The sequence below is a fragment of the Pseudomonadota bacterium genome (assembly GCA_018823285.1).
Lineage (GTDB): Bacteria > Desulfobacterota > Desulfobulbia > Desulfobulbales > JAGXFP01 > JAHJIQ01.
The window spans coordinates 38,475-57,088 of record JAHJIQ010000018.1 but is presented as its reverse complement, the minus strand read 5'-3'; the positions used below and the strand labels follow the sequence as shown (position 1 = coordinate 57,088).

General features: G+C 53.3%; 19 protein-coding genes and 1 tRNA gene. 5 read left to right on the top strand and 15 right to left on the bottom strand.

Annotation, left to right across the window (positions count from 1 at the left end; genetic code table 11):
- Positions 1 to 16 precede the first annotated feature (16 nt).
- From KKG35_05735 to KKG35_05665, 15 genes are all read right to left on the bottom strand, one after another.
- On the bottom strand, positions 17 to 1,540 hold the full coding sequence (locus KKG35_05735) for an NADH-quinone oxidoreductase subunit M (GenBank protein MBU1737622.1): 1,524 nt from the start codon (positions 1,538 to 1,540) through the stop codon (positions 17 to 19).
- 26 nt (positions 1,541 to 1,566) lie between these two features.
- A complete protein-coding gene (locus tag KKG35_05730; protein ID MBU1737621.1) occupies positions 1,567 to 3,363 on the bottom strand; it encodes a Na(+)/H(+) antiporter subunit D in 1,797 nt (598 codons plus the stop codon).
- Positions 3,353 to 3,604, bottom strand: coding sequence for a hypothetical protein (locus KKG35_05725; protein ID MBU1737620.1), 252 nt, complete (start codon positions 3,602 to 3,604; stop codon positions 3,353 to 3,355). Before KKG35_05725 ends, KKG35_05730 begins: the two co-directional genes overlap by 11 nt.
- Complete coding sequence (locus tag KKG35_05720) at positions 3,601 to 5,079, bottom strand: monovalent cation/H+ antiporter subunit D family protein (protein MBU1737619.1); 1,479 nt, start codon at positions 5,077 to 5,079, stop codon at positions 3,601 to 3,603. The genes KKG35_05725 and KKG35_05720 overlap by 4 nt, the downstream gene beginning before the upstream one ends.
- 21 nt (positions 5,080 to 5,100) lie before the next feature.
- Positions 5,101 to 5,427: an NADH-quinone oxidoreductase subunit NuoK gene (gene nuoK / locus KKG35_05715; GenBank protein ID MBU1737618.1), complete on the bottom strand. Its 327-nt coding sequence runs from the start codon at positions 5,425 to 5,427 to the stop codon at positions 5,101 to 5,103.
- Complete coding sequence (locus KKG35_05710) at positions 5,427 to 5,951, bottom strand: NADH-quinone oxidoreductase subunit J (protein MBU1737617.1); 525 nt, start codon at positions 5,949 to 5,951, stop codon at positions 5,427 to 5,429. Before KKG35_05710 ends, nuoK begins: the two co-directional genes overlap by 1 nt.
- Positions 5,951 to 6,391 (bottom strand): NADH-quinone oxidoreductase subunit I, encoded by a 441-nt coding sequence (locus KKG35_05705; protein ID MBU1737616.1) that lies wholly within the window; start codon positions 6,389 to 6,391, stop codon positions 5,951 to 5,953. The genes KKG35_05710 and KKG35_05705 overlap by 1 nt, the downstream gene beginning before the upstream one ends.
- Position 6,392: 1 nt before the next feature.
- Entirely contained in the window at positions 6,393 to 7,505 is a 1,113-nt protein-coding gene (nuoH, locus tag KKG35_05700) for an NADH-quinone oxidoreductase subunit NuoH (protein MBU1737615.1), read from the bottom strand.
- A 10-nt stretch (positions 7,506 to 7,515) separates the two neighbouring features.
- Entirely contained in the window at positions 7,516 to 8,634 is a 1,119-nt protein-coding gene (locus tag KKG35_05695; protein ID MBU1737614.1) for an NADH-quinone oxidoreductase subunit D, read from the bottom strand.
- Positions 8,631 to 9,233: an NADH-quinone oxidoreductase subunit C gene (locus KKG35_05690; protein MBU1737613.1), complete on the bottom strand. Its 603-nt coding sequence runs from the start codon at positions 9,231 to 9,233 to the stop codon at positions 8,631 to 8,633. The genes KKG35_05695 and KKG35_05690 overlap by 4 nt, the downstream gene beginning before the upstream one ends.
- Positions 9,230 to 9,748 (bottom strand): NADH-quinone oxidoreductase subunit NuoB, encoded by a 519-nt coding sequence (gene nuoB, locus KKG35_05685; protein MBU1737612.1) that lies wholly within the window; start codon positions 9,746 to 9,748, stop codon positions 9,230 to 9,232. The genes KKG35_05690 and nuoB overlap by 4 nt, the downstream gene beginning before the upstream one ends.
- On the bottom strand, positions 9,697 to 10,113 hold the full coding sequence (locus KKG35_05680) for an NADH-quinone oxidoreductase subunit A (GenBank protein ID MBU1737611.1): 417 nt from the start codon (positions 10,111 to 10,113) through the stop codon (positions 9,697 to 9,699). Before KKG35_05680 ends, nuoB begins: the two co-directional genes overlap by 52 nt.
- 260 nt (positions 10,114 to 10,373) lie before the next feature.
- Positions 10,374 to 11,813 (bottom strand): UDP-N-acetylmuramate:L-alanyl-gamma-D-glutamyl-meso-diaminopimelate ligase, encoded by a 1,440-nt coding sequence (mpl, locus tag KKG35_05675; GenBank protein ID MBU1737610.1) that lies wholly within the window; start codon positions 11,811 to 11,813, stop codon positions 10,374 to 10,376.
- Between the two features lie 15 nt (positions 11,814 to 11,828).
- Complete coding sequence (locus KKG35_05670; protein ID MBU1737609.1) at positions 11,829 to 12,017, bottom strand: hypothetical protein; 189 nt, start codon at positions 12,015 to 12,017, stop codon at positions 11,829 to 11,831.
- Positions 12,018 to 12,273: 256 nt separating this feature from the next.
- Positions 12,274 to 12,349: transfer RNA gene (locus KKG35_05665), tRNA-Ala, on the bottom strand.
- 427 nt (positions 12,350 to 12,776) lie between these two features.
- Here KKG35_05665 and KKG35_05660 point away from each other — a divergent pair.
- The 5 genes from KKG35_05660 to rodA all read left to right on the top strand — a co-directional run bounded on the left by KKG35_05660 (position 12,777) and on the right by rodA (position 18,405).
- Positions 12,777 to 13,814: a rod shape-determining protein gene (locus KKG35_05660; protein ID MBU1737608.1), complete on the top strand. Its 1,038-nt coding sequence runs from the start codon at positions 12,777 to 12,779 to the stop codon at positions 13,812 to 13,814.
- Positions 13,815 to 13,965: 151 nt separating this feature from the next.
- The gene (gene mreC, locus KKG35_05655; protein ID MBU1737607.1) at positions 13,966 to 14,799 is read left to right on the top strand and encodes a rod shape-determining protein MreC; all 834 of its coding nucleotides are present in this window, start codon (positions 13,966 to 13,968) and stop codon (positions 14,797 to 14,799) included.
- A gap of 15 nt (positions 14,800 to 14,814) precedes the next feature.
- A complete protein-coding gene (gene mreD, locus KKG35_05650; GenBank protein MBU1737606.1) occupies positions 14,815 to 15,354 on the top strand; it encodes a rod shape-determining protein MreD in 540 nt (179 codons plus the stop codon).
- A complete protein-coding gene (mrdA, locus tag KKG35_05645; GenBank protein MBU1737605.1) occupies positions 15,354 to 17,267 on the top strand; it encodes a penicillin-binding protein 2 in 1,914 nt (637 codons plus the stop codon). The genes mreD and mrdA overlap by 1 nt, the downstream gene beginning before the upstream one ends.
- Before the next feature lie 16 nt (positions 17,268 to 17,283).
- Positions 17,284 to 18,405, top strand: coding sequence for a rod shape-determining protein RodA (rodA, locus tag KKG35_05640; GenBank protein ID MBU1737604.1), 1,122 nt, complete (start codon positions 17,284 to 17,286; stop codon positions 18,403 to 18,405).
- Positions 18,406 to 18,614: the final 209 nt, after the last annotated feature.

Genomic DNA, 18,614 nt, shown 5'->3' with positions numbered 1-18,614 from the left:
CAATAACGCTTTATTATCAAGGGATCAGCGTCGCCATGGAAATGCCTGCCCCTCCGGCACTATTCACCTGATCCAACAGATTGGCCACACTGGTATGCATGATCTCCATGAAAGGCTCTGGAGAAAGGCCAATCCAGAATACAAACAACAGCAGCGGCGCCAAGGTAGCGATCTCCCGCATGTTGAGATCACCGAGACCCGAGTGCGCGGGATTATTCGTTCCACCCCAGACCACCTTCTGCAACATTCTCAGCATGTAGGCTGCCGCAAGAACCGCCCCGGGGATCGCGCAGCCGGCAATGATCTTGTACTTGGTAAAGCCGCCGACAAGTATGAGAAACTCTCCAACAAACGAATTGGTCCCTGGAAACGCCAGTGATGATAACGAAAAGAAACCGAGAAAGGTGACATACCATGGCATCAGTTTCCCGATCCCCGTGGCGTCGGCAAGTTCCCTGCTGTGTGTCCTCTCGTAGATCATTCCCACACAGAGAAACAGCGCTCCGGTGGTCACACCATGATTAATCATCTGCAGAATCGCGCCTTCAATACCATTCTTATTCAGCACGAATATCCCCAGAGTCACAAAACCCATGTGGCCGACACTTGAGTACGCGATCAGCTTCTTCATGTCGCTCTGGGCCAGAGCCGTAAATCCGCCATAGAGAATCCCGGCCACCGACAGCCAGAGGATGTAGGGCACAAAAAAAAGGGTTGCCTCAGGAGTAATCGGCAGACAGAACCTCAGGAAACCGTATGTGCCCATTTTCAGCAGGACACTGGCCAGGATCACACTCCCAGCAGTGGGTGCTTCAACATGCGCGGCAGGTAACCAGGTGTGGAACGGGAACATCGGAACCTTGATGGCAAACGCCAGGAAAAAAGCGAGAAAAACCAGAACCTGGAACAGGGATGAATATTCCTGCCCCATCATCATCGGAATACTGAAACTGTTATTATGAAGGTACAGCGCGATAATCGCTACCAGAAGCATGACCGAACCGGCAAGGGTATAGAGAAAGAACTTGATCGAGGCATAGGTTTTTCTCGGCCCTCCCCAGATGGCGATCAGGAGATACATCGGGATCAGCATCGCCTCCCAGAGGACATAGAAGAGGACAAAATCAAGAGCCACAAAAACCCCGATCATCGACGCCTCCATGATCAGCAGGCAGACCATGAACTCGCGGACTCTTTTCTGGATATATTTCCAGGACCCGAGAACGCACAGGGGCATCAAGAGGGTGGTCATCAGGACCAGGAGAAGGCTGATGCCGTCAACCCCCAGCGTGTAATTGATGTCAAAGGCAGGAATCCAGGCATGATGTTCACCGAACTGGTATTTGGCGGTGGTGGTGTCAAAACCGAAATACAACGGCATCGATACCGCCGCCGTGAGCAGAGTGACAATCAGGGCCAGGAATCGGGCAAAATTCTCATTACCGGTTAAGAACAGCAAAAGAGCTCCGGCCAGCGGCAGGAAGATCAGAATGCTCAGAAAAGGGGCAACCCCGTCCTTTATGATCAGAAAGTCATTCATTACTATAATCTCCGGATGCCTTTAGCTTAGTTCAATACGTACGCGATAAGCACTACTGCCATGAGTGTGGCCGCGTAGAGCATACTGGTCTGTAACCAGCCGCTCTGCAGACTCCTTCCGGCGCTGCCGACGGATCTCACACTCCTTGCGATGCCATCAACCACCCCATCGATCGCATGCCAGTCAAACCATGACCAGAAACGGGAAATGGTCATCAACGGGAAAAGTCCCAGATACCGGTATCCTTCACTGACCCCATTGTCCACAGCCTGAATGGGCTTGCTGGCAAGCCACTGAAAACCGCGACCGCCCATCCGGTAAAACCAGTCCAGATCAATACTGATGGTCGGTTCGGGTGCAAGCTTCTTGATCAGGAGAAAAAAGCCAAGGGCGGTAAACAGCAGAATCTGCAAACTTTCCGAGACATGGTATCTGCCGTAGACCAGCTCGGCATAGTGTTTGGCCTGCTCCTGGTTGGGCAGCATGTCGTAGAGATATGCAGTATAGCAGCCGATAAAGATGCACAGGAAAGAAGCAATACCCATCGCCCACTGCATATTGGCCGGCGGATCAGCGGCCTTCTCCCAGGTCTCCTTGCTGCAGTTGTTCTTGCCGAACCAGATAAAATAAGGGACCTTCAACCCGGTATGGAGAAATGTTCCCGCAGAAGCGAGCGTCAACAGAAAGGCCGCCCAGTAAATATGCTCTTCAAAACCGGCATAGACAATCATCGATTTACTGACGAAACCGCTGAATAGAGGGAAAGCAGAGATCGACAACCCTCCGATCAGTGTAAAGATAAAGGCCCTGGGCATTTTTTTGTACAAACCGCCAAGCTCGGAGAACTTGCTCTGCCCGGTCATGTACAGGACGGAACCACACCCCATGAACAGGAGACCCTTGTATAGGATGTGAGCAAAGGCATGAGCCACGGCGCCATTGATCGCCATGGCGGTCCCGATCCCGACGCCGGCCACCATATAGCCGACCTGGCTGATAATATGGTAGGCAAGAAGGCGCCGGCAATCATTTTCCAGTACCGCGTAGACAACACCATAGAGTGCCATGAAGACGCCCAGGGGCACCAGAATATCCATGCCGGCGCAGCCCCGAGCCAGGGCGTAGACGGCGGTTTTGGTAGTAAAGGCACACATGAATACCGCCCCGGTCACCGTTGCTTCACCGTAGGCATCGGGAAGCCAGGCGTGCAATGGCGGAACAGCGGCGTTTAAAATAAACCCGATCATGATCAGATAGGTCGGCAGTGTCGGGTTTGCAACATCAAGGAGGTTGAAGGCGATATCTCCGCCTGTTGCTTTGTAATTAAGGACAATACCAGCCAAGAGGACAAGCCCGCCAAAGGTGTGAACAAGCAGATACCGGTAACCGGTAGCCATCGATTTCGGGCCACGTCTGAACCAGACCAGAAATACTGAAGAAAAGGCCATCACTTCCCAGAAGAGGAAAAGAGTCAGATAATCACCGGCAAAAATAGCCCCGATGGAGCCGGACACATAGGTCCAGGCGGCAATGTGCTGCACATCCTCCTCAACATGCAGGCCATAAATTGTCCCGATAATACACATCAGGGTCATGATATAGGCAAAGACCTTGCTCAAGGCGTCAACCCTACCGAAGATCAGCTGCCAGTCCATGAACTGCATGGTCGCATAGGTTCCGGAATCCATCGCCATGGTAAACCCGAAAGCAATACAGGGTATCGCCACCAGGAATATTTTGCGCAGCGGCCCTTTCTGCACGAAAGGCAGAACAAACGCCCCCAGAATCAGAACCAGGGAAGGATGGAAGAAATCACCTGTCATAATAATCCTCCCGGGTCATGATCCCCAGATGCCCAAACCACTTGGAAAGAATGATAATCAGCACACACGCCACAAAACCGAACACCGACCAGAAGAACGGCCAGTGCTCAGGGGTGGTATGGGCGTGATGTTTATCCACAAAAAGAATATCCCAGACTACCAGCAGACCGAGGCCGACATAAGAGAGGCGTATTACGGTCTTTAACCGGTCCCGCAGGAAATCGATCAGCTTTACAATCATCCTGTCACCGCCTTGACAAAATTCATTATGAAGTCCGGATAGATTCCGATGATTACCGAAATAATAGCCGCAAGCATCAACGGCACAACCATGGCAAGAGGGGCCTCTTTGATCCCCTCATACTTTTCACCCTCCGGCCGTTTGCCGAAAAAGGCCTTGATGGTCACCGGCGCAAAATACCCCACATTCAGCAGGGTGCTTGCCAGAAGGACGAGGATGATCCCGAGGTAATGGGTTTCCATCTCAAGGGCGCCCATCAGGAGCTTCCACTTGGTAACAAATCCGGCCACCGGCGGCGCCCCGATCATCGAGAGTGACGCGATGGCAAAGGCGGCAAAGGTGAACGGCATGGTCCTCCCCAGCCCTCCCATTTCAGAGATATTCTTTTTATGAGCCGCAACATAAATAGCACCGGCACAGAAGAAGAGGGTGATCTTTGAGAATGCGTGATTGGCGATATGGATCAGACCACCTTCAATGCCGCTGGTGGTAAGCAGGGCGACCCCGAGAATAATGTACGACAACTGGCTTACCGTCGAATAAGCGAGCCTTGCCTTCAGGTTATCCTTGCTTAAGGCGATGATCGAGGCCATCAAGATCGTGAACGAAACAAAATAGGCAGTCGGGATACCAAGATTCAGGGCCTCCATGGTGTTGGTTCCGAAAACATAAAGCATCACCCGGGTGGTTGAAAAAACACCGACCTTTACCACCGCCACGGCATGGAGCAGAGCGCTGACCGGTGTCGGGGCGACCATTGCTCCCGGCAACCAGTTGTGCAGCGGCATCACGCCCGACTTGGCAAACCCGAGCAGGCAGAAGATATAGAGCATGATCACCAGGGCCGAGTTGGCATCAGCCGGGAAAATGCCGGTATTGATGTTATCGGCAAAGTCGAGAGTGCCGGTCAGGACATAGATCAGGATCATGGCCGGCAATAACAGCCCCTTGGCCGTGGTGGTCAGGTAAACAATATATTTTCTTGCTCCATCGTAGGACTCCCCGTCCTGATGGTGGGCAACCAGTGGATAGGTGCAGACGCTGACGATCTCATAAAAAAGATACATGGTAAAGAGATTGTCTGAGAACGCCACCCCGATCGCCCCGAAGAGAGCCAGTGCGAAACAGGCATTGAACCTGGTCTGGGCATGCTCATGCAGACCGCGCATATACCCCATTGAATAGAACACCGCCAGGATCCACAGGAAAGAGGCAACCATGGCAAAAATCATCGAGAAGGCATCAGCCCGCAGGGTAACACTCAAGCCAGGAAGAATATCAAACATCGTAAAGATCAGGCGATTGCCTTTCAGGACGGTCGGGATCATCGAGGCAACCAGACCGAACATGATCACCGAGGCCACAAAAGAGACCCCTTCCCTCAGATCAGGATGTTTACCGCACCTCATCACCACCAGAGAACCGATCAGTGGTGCCAGGAGTGCATAAAGAAGTTTGCAGGATACTATTTCCATGGGCCGGAATCCTCTGTCAGTTTAGCCTTGCAGTTCGACAACATCTTCGGTATCGATCGACTTGAAGTTTCGATAGACCGCAATAATAATACTGAGGGCGATGGCCGCTTCAGCAGCAGCGATACCCATGATAAAAAGGGTGAATATCTGGCCGGTGGTCGGGTCCGGGGCCAGAAAATGACCGAATGCCATGAAGTTAATTGACGCTCCCGAAAGGATCAGTTCGGCTGAAATCAGCATGCCGATCATGGTTCTCCGGTTTAACAGACCGTAAATCCCCATCCCGAAAAGAAGGGCCGCAATCACCAGATACGTTTCCATGCTGTTGCCCAGATCAAGCACGTTCATTATACCTCCCTCCCTTTGCGGGCCAGGACCAGCGCACCGATAATCGCCAGCAGCAGAACAACCGAAACCAGCTCAAACACCATACTGTATGTAGTCAAGAGCGACTTGCCGATCTCGGGGATGGAGCCCTCGTTCACCTTTACCGCAGCTGCCGGCCACATGGTTGTAGTCCCGAGAATAGCCAACCCCCAGAAGAGAAGCCCCCCGACACTGACACTCACCACGGTGCTGATCGCACCCTGGCGCCCGACCTTCTTCTCGGCGCCGGGATCAGCCAGCATGATCGCAAAAACGATGGTGACACAGACCGCGCCCACATAGATCAGCATTTCCATTGCCGCCAGAAAAGGGCTGTTCAGAAAATAATATAGACCGGCCACCCCGATCAGACACATGGCCAGTCCGGAAACCGCCCGGGGAAGTCTGACCGAACTGGTGGCAATGATGCCACCGACAACCGTCACGGCAACAATGAAAAGAAAGACCAGGCCGGTAAGACCTTCTGCGGTAAACAAAGAGACCATCAGCTTTTTTCCTCAAGTCTTTTTAATAGGTCAAATATAAAAGCCTCTTTCCGGGGACCGGCAAGATTATAATCCTTCGAGAAATCAATGGCTCCGAACTTACAGCTTTCAACACACTGTCCGCACAGGCTGCATTTGGTGAAGTCAAGGGTGTACATGGTCAATGATTTGGTTTTTGCCCCTTCCGTTTTTTCCCCGGCGAGGGTGATGCAGTTTGAAGGGCAGGTTTTCTGACACATGCCGCAGACCACACATTTGGGCAAACCGGTCTCCTCATCACCCACCAGTTCAATATGCCCCCGGTAGCGTGGAGTCATTTTCAAGCTTTCATGGGGATACTGGAGGGTCACCACCGGCTTGCACATATAACGGAAAGTGATGCCGAGTCCGACCGCCAGACTCTTGGTGCCGCCAAACAAATCTTTAAAATATCCGCTCATGTCATTGCGCTCCCATCAGCATGGGCCAGAATTTAAGCCAGCCCCCAGTAAGCAGCAGGTTTATCAGGGCAAGAGGGATAAGAACCTTCCAAGACAGGTTCAGAAGCCCCCAGAGGGTCGTTCTCGGGTAAGTCCAACGGATCCACATCACGCAGAAGATCAGGAAATAAATCTTCGCCAGGAACCACCACCAACCGGGCCACAGACCGAATGGGCATTGCCAGCCGCCAAGAAACAGGATGCTGGTAAGACCGCAGCCGATGACAATATTCGCGTACTCGCCCATGAAAAAGACCCCGAAACCCATTCCGGAGTATTCAGTATGAAATCCGGCGATCAACTCACTTTCCGCCTCACCCAGATCGAACGGGGCGCGGTTGGTCTCAGCCAGGGAGCAGACGAAAAAGATCAGGAACGACATCCACAGCAGCGGGCTTGCCGAAAACCTGAAAACATACCAGTCGAACATGTTGCCGGATTGCTGCAGAACAATGTCCCGCAAGTTGAGGGTATGGGTGATCATGACCATGGTGATCACCGTAATCAGCATCGGGATCTCATAGGCCACATTCTGGGAGACCGCCCTGGCAGCAGAGATCACGGCATATTTATTGGCCGATCCCCAGCCGCCGAGCAGGAGTCCCATGACATTCACCGAAGCAAAGGCAAAGATCATCAGGAGACCGATATCGATATTTCTGGCAACCAGTGTCTCGCTGAAAGGGATGGTGACGAAAGACATCACCGCCGGCACCAGGACCAGCAGCGGCGCGACCTTGAACAGCAGCGGGTCAACCCCCTTGGGAACAATTAACTGCTTGGTCATCAACTTGATGCCGTCGGCCAGGGGTTGCAGCAACCCGAAGGGGCCTACTTCTTTCGGTCCGATCCGGCACTGGATATGAGCACAGACCTTCCGCTCAAGCCAGACCAGATAGGCGGCGTTGCCTGCTGCAAAAGCAATAAGGGCAATCAGAGCAATAATTACCCGCCACAGATCCAACGGCAGGAGCGGCCACAGAGCGTACAGGCCGAAACCGGCCACGGGCAATGCAATCAGGCTGGGTATGATAAAGGGGGTGAATACCCGTCTCGTTTCAGGAAGCGGAATCATTTTCTTCTCCTTACCTGTCAATCTCGGGAATGACCAGATCCAGGCTGCCCATCAATGCCAGAGCATCTGCCAGAAGCATCCCCTGACAGGCCTCGCCGTACAGACTCATATTGGAAAAAGTCGGTGACCTGAGCTTCAGCCGATAAGCGGTGTTGCTCCCGTCACTGACCAGCCTGACTCCAAAGGTACCCCTTGCCGCCTCGACACAGGCATAATAGTCACCGGGTTCCGGTTTCACTATTTTCGGAACCTTGGGCGCGATATACTCACCCTCCGGCAATTTGGCGATGGCCTGCTCGACAATCCTCATACTCTGCTCAATCTCATCCATCCTGACCATATAGCGGGCCATGGAATCGCACTCTGAATAGACCGGGACATCAAAATCAAATTCCGGGTACACCGAATACGGCTCGTTTTTCCGCACATCATACTGAACCCCGGATCCCCTGAGAACAGGGCCTGTCGCCCCGTAACGGCGGCACATCTCCTCGGGCAGAATGCCGATGCCCTTCAACCTCTTGATCATGATGATGTTCTTGGTCACCAGATTGTGATAATCAGGCATCCGCTCTCTGAGCCTCTTGATAAAGGCAGTGGTCCCGGCAATAAACTCGTCATCGATATCGTTATAAACCCCGCCGAAACGGAAATAACAGAAAGTAAGCCTCGCCCCGGTCACCGATTCCAGCAGGTCGAGAATCTTTTCACGATCGTCAAATGCATAGAGAAGCGGGGTGAACCCGCCAAGGTCAAGCACGAAAGCGCCGAACCAGAGAAGATGGCTGGCGATCCGGTTGAGTTCAACGGTGATCACCCGGATATATTCGGCCCGCTCCGGCACTTCGATTCCCGCCGCCCGTTCAACCGCCAGAGCATAGCCATGATTGTAGGAAAGAGCGCCGAGATAATCCATTCTGGCGGTATTCGGCATGAACTGAGCCCAGGTTCGGTTCTCCCCCATCTTTTCGTGCATCCGATGGATATACCCGAGCACCGGTTCGGCGTGAACAATGTATTCGCCGTCCATGGTCAGTTTGACTCTCAAAACCCCATGGGTTGCCGGATGCTGGGGCCCCAGGTTCAGGACGAAGGTTTCCTGGTTCTCACTGCGTGCGTAATTATTCATGCTGTGAAATCCTTGCGTAGAGGATGGAAGTCAGCATCTTCAGGCAGAAGCAAAGGAGAAAGATCCGGATGACCGGTAAAAACGATCCCGAAAAAATCGTGGGTTTCACGCTCATGCCAGTTGGCGCCTGAACAGATGGCGGAGATGGTGGGAAGTTCCGGTTTGCTGCGCGGCACCTTGCACCTGACTACAACCCGGCACAACTCGCCCCCGGTAGTATTATAATCGTAGACAACCTCCATCGGGTCTTCACCGAGCTCTTCCTCCGGCACTGTTTCAACCGCAACCGGTTCCGGTGCAGCCGGGACTTCTTGGCCAGCCTCTGCTGCAGCCGCTTTCGCCTCTGCCAGTTTTTTGGCGGCGGCAGCGGCCGCTTTGGCTTTCGCCTCTTTCATTCTCGCCACCTGGCCCAGCCAGTCAACCCCGGTTATCGCTTCGAGAAAAAATCCGTGCCCGGTCAGGACTTCGGCACACTGAACAACCTGGTCAGGCCCTGCGGCCACATCCAGATGGTATCCCTTTGTCTTGTAATCAGTCTCTTTAATGGTAACGGGAGATACCGCAGAGAGAGCCTCTTTGATTTCCGCAAGCATACTCATCCGGCCTCCACTCTGGGCCACCTGCGGTAGCCGGTAACTTTTTCTTCGAGTTCCAGAATCCCTTCGATCAGGGCTTCCGGCCTTGGCGGGCAGCCAGGAATAAAAACGTCCACCGGAAAAAGCTCTTCCGCTCCTTCGACAATTCCATACTGCCCCTCAAAAACAAAAGGCCCGCCGGAAATGGCGCAGTTGCCCATGGCGATGACCCATTTGGGTTCCGGCATCTGGTCGTAGAGGGTCTGGACAGCCGGGGCCATTTTCTTGCTGATTGTCCCGGCAACGATCATGACGTCACACTGCCTTGGAGACGGTCTGAACACTTCCGCACCGAACCTGGCCAGATCAAACCGGGCAGCCCCTGCCGCCATCATTTCAATGGCGCAACAGGCAAGGCCGAAAGTCATCGGCCACAAGGAGTTAGCCCGCCCGAGAGCCAGAAGCTTGTCGAGAGCGGCGAACTGGACTATTGCTGGTTGTAAGTTTTCCTTCCCCAATTGAATACTCCCTTTTTCCATGCATAGACCACTGCAAGAGATAGAATTCCGACAAAGATCACCAGTTCAACAAAATCCCTGATCACGAATCCGTCATTGTAAGTCATCGCAACCGGAAAGAGAAAAAGCACATCGACGTCAAAAGCAAGGAACATCAGGGCATACAGGTAGTAGATAATCCCGAAGCGGATCCAGGCATCCCCGATCGGTACCATGCCGCATTCAATGAGCTGACCGGTTTTATCGATAGTATTTCTGGTATTTCTGGGAGCAAAGAGAATGGAAATAATGAAAGGGCCGATGGCAAAGAGCAGGCCGCCAAGAAAGAAGGCCGCGACATACAGAAGATCTGTTTGAGCTTGTTGTCCCACGATAACACCCTCCATTGAGAGGCCAAGGTAATTCTGGTCAGAAACCTTACATCAGCTGATCGTGAAAACCCGGCTTGAATGTCGGGAATCCAGGCACCGTTTCAGTCTTACGAACTTCTCTCCCCTGCGCGGCACCAGAAAGCAAATCGATGGTTGGTTTAAACCACCCCGGTTAGGTTGTCAAGAAAATACTGGGAGCCTGACCCACCACGAATGCAGCCGGCCTCGTCATCAGCTTCACACTGTGGTACAAAGGCTTTCAGCCATGGATTTTTTCAGTTGCCCAGAAGGTCCAGAAGGCGGGTATGAATATTGTCGAAACCTCCATTGGATAATACAGCAACTACATCCCCCGGTATACAATTGTCGCCCAGATAATCGAGCACCGTATCCGTTGACTTAAAAAAATAAGCCTCGACATTATTTACTTTCAAATCTTCCACCAGCTTCTCCGCCGAGAACCGCTCATCGACTCCGAGAGTTTTTAACGGCTCCGGATCACGAATCAGGACAAGATCGGCGGCCGCAAAGCAATGAGGATACACATCCTGAAAAACCCTGCGCCTGCTTGAATTGGTGCGCGGTTCGAATACGGCAATCAATCGTTTTCCCCGATACGCCTCTTTAAGTGCCGCAAGTGTTTCCCGAACCGCTGTCGGATGGTGGGCAAAATCATCGATCACGGTGACCCCCCTCGCCATCCCCCTCACCTCCTGTCGACGGTTGACCCCCCGGAATGATCTCAACCCTTTACCGATCTGCTCGTAATTCAGGCCAAGCCGACTCAGCACAGCGATCACGGCGAGTGAATTCAAGGCGTTATGAACCCCCGGCAAGATACTGGTGAACTCGCCGACAAACTGCTCCCGCCGGTATACCGAAAAGCGCGTGCACTCACTGCCGACATCAACTTCACCAAGTCGCCATTCCACGCCCTGCCGCTTTCCATATCCCGCCACCTCACACCCGGCGTTGCGGACGACCTCGGCTACAATCGGATCATCCAGATGAGCAACCAGACACCCGTTCTCGGGCATGATCGCCACCAGCTTCCGAAACGACTCCTTGATCGCTTCAAGATCTGCATAAATATCTGCGTGATCGAACTCAATGCTTGTGATCACAGCCGTTTCCGGTCGGTAGTGAAGAAACTTCGGCCCCTTGTCGAAAAATGCCGTGTCGTACTCATCACCCTCGCAGACAAAATAACGACCATCGCCGATGTTGAAATTGCGCCCGAAGGCCTTCACCAGCCCGCCGATCATAAACCCCGGAGCAAGCCCGGCATCGGCAAGGGCGGTGGCCAGAAGTGATGAGGTGGTAGTTTTACCGTGGGTGCCGGTTACGACCAGAGACCGGCTGTCTTGAATACAATAATGGCTGACCGCCTGGGGCATGGAAACATAGGGGAGTTGCAGTTCGGCAAGGGCAATTGCCTCGGGATTTTTTCTGGTAATCACATTGCCTACAATTACCAGATCTGGCTGATAGCTGAGATTCTCCGCCGCATACCCTTCGGCAACACTGATTCCGGAAGAGGCCAGAAAATCGCTCATCGGCGGATAGACCTGCTGATCGGAACCGGTTACGAGAAAGCCGCGCTCCTTGAGCATCCCCGCAAGAGCGCCAACCCCGGTCCCACAGATACCCATCACATGAACGGTTTTGACCTGTTCCGGGAAAAAATTGAGCGCTGGATTTAAAAGAGGCTCCATCCCGAGCTTAACTTGTCAGGAATGAACGGAGTTGCGGACGGATTGATGGATACTGCGGAAGGTTTCGTCGAAATTCGCCGGAGATAAACGCCCCACTTCGATAAACTTGATCACCACTTCCTTGGCAACTTTCAGAATGGTTTCTTCCGATACCGGACGCGGCGCTTGAGGAATGTCTGCTTGTTCAGATTTCTTGGCTGGCATGTTATCTTCCGCGGCAGAACGTTATGAATCGTTTTCACCCTGCGGGGATGGTCCCAATATCTCGTGCTGTCGCTTATCGGTATAAGCAGGCAAGCACCCCGGCTCAAGCTTTATGGGGAAAGACGCCCATAATCCGGACTCACAAAAAGCAAAGCCCCTGCAGTGAAAGAAGGCCAATTCTTAACAAAAGCTGCAAGGGCTGACCTTAACGAGAAAAACCAGTCAGGCCCTCCCCGCAAGGGTTTTTTGAATGATGTGGTGGAGCTAAGCGGGATCGAACCGCTGACCTCTTGAATGCCATTCAAGCGCTCTCCCAGCTGAGCTATAGCCCCACAATCTGCAAGCACCTTCGAACAGGCGAAAACCCTGTACAGAGTCCGCGCCAATTTCCGGGATTTCAATAACATGAGGCCCATGGGCTGTCAAGATTTTTTCTGACCGGAAAAGCCCTTACATATACTATATCCGTAAGCAGGCGCCCCCCCCCTTCAGATTCTTCAGGAAACCCGATTGAAAAAGTTGACCCGTCACTGGTGAGTCCCGGACTGCAAATTACCATCACTACAGATCCACATGAAGAATTCAGCCATCCCGAACAAGCCGCCGACAACCGGAAAGACCTCTTCTCTCGGACAAGACACCAACACCCCATTTCTCTTGCCAAGCCATATACAGTCTGTTACATTAACCGCGTTTCACTTAGGTAAGTGTTTTTTTTAGATTTTTTTCGCCAAACCATTTTGATGAGGGGCGTTTTCCATGTTCTTTCCTTTTGACTCGCTTTTCGGCTGGCTGTCCAATGATCTGGCCATTGACCTTGGTACCGCAAACACGCTGGTTTTTGTAAAGGGAAAAGGGATTGTCCTGCGGGAACCCTCGGTGGTTGCCGTCCGCCAGGACGGCAGAACCAACAAGGTCCTCGCGGTCGGCAAGGAGGCCAAGATGATGCTCGGCCGTACTCCGGGCAATATTCAGGCTATCCGGCCGATCCGGGACGGGGTCATCGCCGACTTTGAAGTGACCGAGGCGATGCTCCGTTACTTCATCAACAAGGTGCACAACCGAAGGACCCTGGTCCATCCGCGAATCATCATCAGTGTCCCTTCGGGCATCACCCAGGTTGAAAGACGGGCGGTGCGTGAATCGGCGGAGTCCGCCGGCGCACGGGAAGTTTATCTTATCGATGAGCCCATGGCGGCGGCAATCGGATCAGGCCTGCCGATCACCGAGCCGACAGCCAACATGGTCGTTGATATCGGCGGCGGCACAACCGAAGTTGCCGTTATCTCACTGGCCGGGGTCGTCTATTCAAGTTCTCTCCGGGTTGCCGGCGACAAGATGGATGACGCCATCCTCCACTATATCAAGCGCAAACACAATCTGGCCATCGGCGAGCATTCCGCCGAGGTCATCAAGACCACCATCGGCGATGTGATGCCTGAAGCTCCGTATGAAACCATGGACATCAAAGGCCGCGACCTGGTGTCCGGTGTGCCCAAAACCCTGACCATTGATTCAAACGAGATCAGGGCAGCCATTTCCGAGCAGGTCGACGCCATTGTGGAAGCGGTCAAGATGGCCCTGGAACTGACCCCGCCCGAGCTTTCCGCCGACATTGTCGATCAGGGAATTGTGCTGACCGGTGGCGGTGCGCTCCTGCGGAATCTCGACAAAAGATTACGCGAAGAGACCGGCCTGCCGATCATCATTGCCGATGACCCCTTGTCATCGGTCGTATTGGGTTCCGGAAAGGCCCTTGAAAACATCGATGAACTGAAAGATGTCATGAGCAACTGACCCCGTTCCTCTGGCGGACTGTTCTGCCACCATTCGGTGTTATGACTCAGTAGAATATTCCAGGTCACATGGAACCATCCAGCGCCGCATTGATTGACCGACTCTCTATACTCCGGCAACATCTTTCACCCAGCACTCAGGATCGCTTTCAATGAGAAAAAGAGGAAAACGGGCGCGCCCTGTAAAGCAGCTCGTCTTTTTATCAGCTTTTTTAGTCCTTTTCGGAATCCTGATCTCGTCCGCCATCGGGCGGCGGGAGTTCAGTGTGCCGCACAAGTTTATTCTCGAAATACTCGGCACCGCCCAATCGGCCGTCACCAGTGTTACCCGGTCCTGCAGCAACATCTGGTCCGGGTATGTTGATCTCTGGGATGTCCGCGAAGAAAACCTCCGCCTGCAGGAAGAGATCAACAAATATCAATCCATCAATATCAAATACCGTGAAGCGGTGGCCACCAACATCAGGCTGGGAAAGCTTCTTGAATTGAAGGAGATCCTCCCGCCCCCGACTCTCAGCGCCCAGATCATCGGCAGGGACCCTTCGCAGTGGTTCAAAACCATCACCGTCGACCGGGGGAGCAGCGATGGCATTACCAGAGGGATGCCGGTGGTAACCGTTGAAGGCGTGGTTGGGCAGATCCTTGACGGCGGCGCTCACTACTCAAAAGTCCTGCTTGCAAATGACCCGAACAGCGCCCTGGATGTTCTGATCCAGCGAACCAGGGTCCAGGGGATCATCAAGGGAGAAGGGACCAGCTACCGCCTCCACTATGTTCTGAAAAACAACGAGGTTGAAGCGGGGGATCAGATCGTCACCTCCGGAATGGGCGGCGTCTTCCCGAAAGGTTTACCGGTAGGGACCGTTTCCAAGGTTGTAAACAACAAGAGAGGAATGTTTCTGGAGATCGATGTGGCCCCGGCGGTCACTTTTTCCCGCCTGGAGCATGTAATCATTATCATGAAATCCAATCAGCTTGCTGAATAAACCCCGCATCAGTCTATGCTTGCCTTTATCTTTCTCATCCTCGGCTCCTTCCTTCTGATTCTCCAGACCTCTCTTTTTACAATTCTTCCGAAATGGATCGGCAATCCCGACCTGCTTTTTCTGGTCATCATCTTCATGGCCTGCCGACTGGACACGTATCAGGGCGCCATCCTCACCCTGGTGTTCGGGCTGCTGATGGACATCTTCTCCGGAATCGTTCCCGGACTTTTTCCTGCGGTCTATCTCGGGCTTTTTGCCACGATCAAGCTCCTGTCGAAACATTTTATTATCGATGAACCATCACACCAGCCGCCTCTTGCCGTCGCCGGTTATCTGCTGGCCAGCGGGGCAATCTATCTCTACACCGCCTTCTTCAGCCCCGACGTCACTCTTTTCTGGTCATGGCGTGATCTGTTGCTGCAGATGTTCATTCTCGGCATTCTTTCAGTCCCCTCGTATCATGTCTTCGGCTCGATCCAGCATCTTGTGGCCAGCGGCGGATACAAGTTGTGGTTCAGCCCGCGGTCCAGAGCCGGCAACAGGTTTATCCGATGATGCGGGACGGAATCAGCGCGCCATCGATGCAGCGCACCATCACCCACCTGAACAAGTTTGATGAACACGAGCTTTTCCTGCTGAAAAAGCGCTTGGATCTGGTCATTGCCGTCATCATTATCTGTCTCTCGGCCCTGATGATCCGTTTGTGGTTTCTGCAGGTCCATAAGGGCTTCGAGTTCAAGGAACAATCCCAGGTCAACCGAATTCAGGAGCTGCGGATTATCGCTCCCCGAGGAAACATCCACGACCGCAATGGGGACGTCATTGTCACCAATCGCCCCAGTTTCAATGTTGTTCTGATGCGGGGAGATAACCCCCGGGATGAAGTGATCAAGAAGCTCGCCAGAATCCTTGACCTCGATATTTCCATCATCCTCGACCGCATCCGGGCTGGTGCGGACACGCCAAAATATATCCCGATCCGCCTGAAAGAGGATATCGACTGGAAAACCCTTGTCTATATCGAAAACAATCATTTCAATCTGCCGGGAGTGCGGATCGAGGTCCTGCCGATCAGGGATTACAAATATGGCGACCTTGCCTCACACCTCATCGGCTACCTGGGTTCGATCAACAGAGACGAACTCGAAAAAAGCAGGCTGAATGAATATGAGGGGGGGGACCTGATCGGCAAGCAGGGTCTTGAGAAGCTTCTTGAACGGCAGTTGCGCGGGGAACGGGGCAGATCGATGCTGGAAGTCAATGCCCGGGGTCTTGAAAAACGACAACTCGCAGTCCAGCAGCCTTTGCCGGGCAATGATGTGTACCTGACCATCGATGCCGAACTGCAGAAAACAGCGGAAGAAACCATGACCGGAAAAGCGGGCTCCGTGATCGCCATGGAGGTGAACACCGGAAGAATTCTCGCCATGGCAAGCACCCCTCCCCTTGCACTTGAAGAATTTGTCGGCGGCATATCCCAGAAAGCCTGGGAGGATCTGCTGAACAATCCGCTCCGCCCCCTGGTGAACAAATCGATCCAGGGGCAGTATCCCCCCGCCTCGACCTATAAAATCGTCACAGCCTTGAGCGGCCTGATGGAAGGCGTGATCACTCCGGAATCAACATTCACCTGCAACGGAATTTTTCCGTTCGGAAACCGGAAATTCCGCTGCTGGAAAAAAAGCGGGCACGGCTCCGTGGACCTCAATCGGGCCATCGCCGAGTCCTGCGATATTTATTTTTATCAACTGAGCCAGAAGCTGAATGTTGATATCATTGCCGAGTATGCAAAAAAAATCGGCCTCGGTCAGGAGACCGGAATCATCCTCGAACATGAGAAAAGCGGGCTGATCCCGACTTCGGCATGGAAAGAACGGACCTACCGGGAAAAATGGCAGGACGGCGAAACACTGTCAATCTCAATCGGGCAGGGATTCAACCTGGCAACCCCCCTCCAGGTCACCAGAATGATTGCGGCGATCGCCAACGGTGGAGATCTTTACCGACCCCAGCTGGTTGAGAAGATCGTCGACCCCGAGGGGGAGGAAACAGGGATCTTCAGCCCCATCCTCGATGGGAGGATGACCATCCCCCCGGATATTCTCAGCCTGATCAGAAAAGGTCTGGTTGCCGCGGTTAACGGCAAACACGCAACGGGAGAAAAAGCACACTTGACCACCCTGACCGTGGCGGGAAAAACAGGCACCGCCCAGGTGGTTCATCTTTCACAGGTAGAAGACATCGACGAAGAAAACATCCCATATAAATACCGAGATCACGCCTGGTTCACCTGCTATGCGCCGGCGGAAAATCCGGTGATCGCGGTGACGGCGCTTGTCGAGCACGGGGGCCATGGCGGCTCGGCGGCCGGCCCCGTGGCAAGGCAGATGCTGATGAAGTACTTCAACATCACCGAGGAAGATGAAAAAAAAGCTGTCCTGCGCAAAAAACAGCCGGACGCAACCTGATCTACGAGAAGGAAATATGCTCAAGTTTGACCGAAGACTTATTCTAAATTTCGACTGGGGTCTCTTCTGTACCCTGCTGATCATCGTGACCATGGGGCTTGCGAACCTTTACAGCGCGACCTACTTCCCGCAATCCGGCGCTTCGTCCTTTTTCACCAAACAGTGCTACTTTTACCTGATTGGAATCGCCGTGATCATCCTGATCATCAGCGTAGACTACCGGGTCCTCATCCCTCTCAATTATTTCATCTACACCATCATCCTGCTGCTTCTCTGTTATGCCCTCTTTTTCGGCAGCTCCGTCGCGAACACCCAGCGCTGGATCAATATGGGACCCTTCCGGCTGCAGCCGTCGGAACTGGCTAAACTGGCCCTGGTAATCAACCTGGCCAGCTACTACTTCCGCAAGGACACCGGGAAAGGCTTTACTCTGAAAGAACTGATCGTGCCGATTTTTCTGACCCTGGTGCCGTTCCTGCTGATCCTGAAGCAGCCGGACCTGGGGACAGCCCTGATGCTGGTGATCATCTTCATCTCCATGACCCTGTTCGTGAAACTTAAAATTTCAACCCTGATCATCCTCGCCTCCTCCTGTCTCTCGATGATCCCGCTCGGCTGGTTCTATTTCCTGAAACCCTACCAGAAACAGAGGATCCTGACCCTTTTCAATCCCGGCAGTGATCCCCACGGGACCGGGTACCATATCATCCAGTCGAAAATTGCGGTCGGCAGTGGTCTCATGTTCGGCAAGGGGTATATGAAAGGCACCCAGGGGCATCTGGAATTCCTGCCGGAACGGCATACCGATTTCGCCTTCTCCGTCTGGTCTGAAGAGTGGGGTTTTGTCGGTTCGATTTTCTTCCTGGCCTGCTATCTCTTCCTGCTCCTTCTTTCCCTGAAAATAGCGGCCTCGGCACGGGACAAGTTCGGAGTTCTGCTCGCTTTCGGGATCAGCTGCCTTCTGTTCTGGCAGGCGTTCATCAATCTCGGCATGATTCTCGGCATTCTGCCGGTTGTCGGGATGCCGCTGCCGCTGTTCAGCTATGGCGGCTCTTCGCTCTTGACCACCCTGATCAGCATCGGCCTCCTTTTCAATATCCGGATGCGGCGCTACATGGTTTCAGGCCATACCAACTGAAATACCAGCTTCTTTCAGGCTCTGACAATCTTCCCGGGCAGTTGACAAATGGCGGCAGGCTCTGCCGATCTGTCCAGGCAAATTCTTTCCTGAAAGATGCACGGCGCACTGCATTTCCCGTGGTCCGAAATCGCACACCGCTTACCTATCTATCGTGGGAACTGCAAAGATTCCATCTCTTTATTTGCATGCGCCGAGCGAGCTGAGAT

Coding starts and splice junctions, on each gene's coding strand:
- KKG35_05725 (MBU1737620.1), bottom strand. CDS start 3,604: ATGATTGTAAAGCTGATCGATTTCCTGCGGGACCGGTTAAAGACCGTA.
- KKG35_05695 (MBU1737614.1), bottom strand. CDS start 8,634: ATGAATAATTACGCACGCAGTGAGAACCAGGAAACCTTCGTCCTGAAC.
- KKG35_05720 (MBU1737619.1), bottom strand. CDS start 5,079: ATGGAAATAGTATCCTGCAAACTTCTTTATGCACTCCTGGCACCACTG.
- nuoK (MBU1737618.1), bottom strand. CDS start 5,427: ATGAACGTGCTTGATCTGGGCAACAGCATGGAAACGTATCTGGTGATT.
- nuoH (MBU1737615.1), bottom strand. CDS start 7,505: ATGATTCCGCTTCCTGAAACGAGACGGGTATTCACCCCCTTTATCATA.
- mrdA (MBU1737605.1), top strand. CDS start 15,354: ATGCGGGACGGAATCAGCGCGCCATCGATGCAGCGCACCATCACCCAC.
- KKG35_05670 (MBU1737609.1), bottom strand. CDS start 12,017: ATGCCAGCCAAGAAATCTGAACAAGCAGACATTCCTCAAGCGCCGCGT.
- KKG35_05705 (MBU1737616.1), bottom strand. CDS start 6,391: ATGAGCGGATATTTTAAAGATTTGTTTGGCGGCACCAAGAGTCTGGCG.
- KKG35_05730 (MBU1737621.1), bottom strand. CDS start 3,363: ATGACAGGTGATTTCTTCCATCCTTCCCTGGTTCTGATTCTGGGGGCG.
- nuoB (MBU1737612.1), bottom strand. CDS start 9,748: ATGGAAAAAGGGAGTATTCAATTGGGGAAGGAAAACTTACAACCAGCA.
- KKG35_05660 (MBU1737608.1), top strand. CDS start 12,777: ATGTTCTTTCCTTTTGACTCGCTTTTCGGCTGGCTGTCCAATGATCTG.
- KKG35_05735 (MBU1737622.1), bottom strand. CDS start 1,540: ATGAATGACTTTCTGATCATAAAGGACGGGGTTGCCCCTTTTCTGAGC.
- mreC (MBU1737607.1), top strand. CDS start 13,966: ATGAGAAAAAGAGGAAAACGGGCGCGCCCTGTAAAGCAGCTCGTCTTT.
- KKG35_05680 (MBU1737611.1), bottom strand. CDS start 10,113: ATGGAGGGTGTTATCGTGGGACAACAAGCTCAAACAGATCTTCTGTAT.
- mreD (MBU1737606.1), top strand. CDS start 14,815: ATGCTTGCCTTTATCTTTCTCATCCTCGGCTCCTTCCTTCTGATTCTC.
- KKG35_05690 (MBU1737613.1), bottom strand. CDS start 9,233: ATGAGTATGCTTGCGGAAATCAAAGAGGCTCTCTCTGCGGTATCTCCC.
- KKG35_05710 (MBU1737617.1), bottom strand. CDS start 5,951: ATGGTCTCTTTGTTTACCGCAGAAGGTCTTACCGGCCTGGTCTTTCTT.
- rodA (MBU1737604.1), top strand. CDS start 17,284: ATGCTCAAGTTTGACCGAAGACTTATTCTAAATTTCGACTGGGGTCTC.
- mpl (MBU1737610.1), bottom strand. CDS start 11,813: ATGGAGCCTCTTTTAAATCCAGCGCTCAATTTTTTCCCGGAACAGGTC.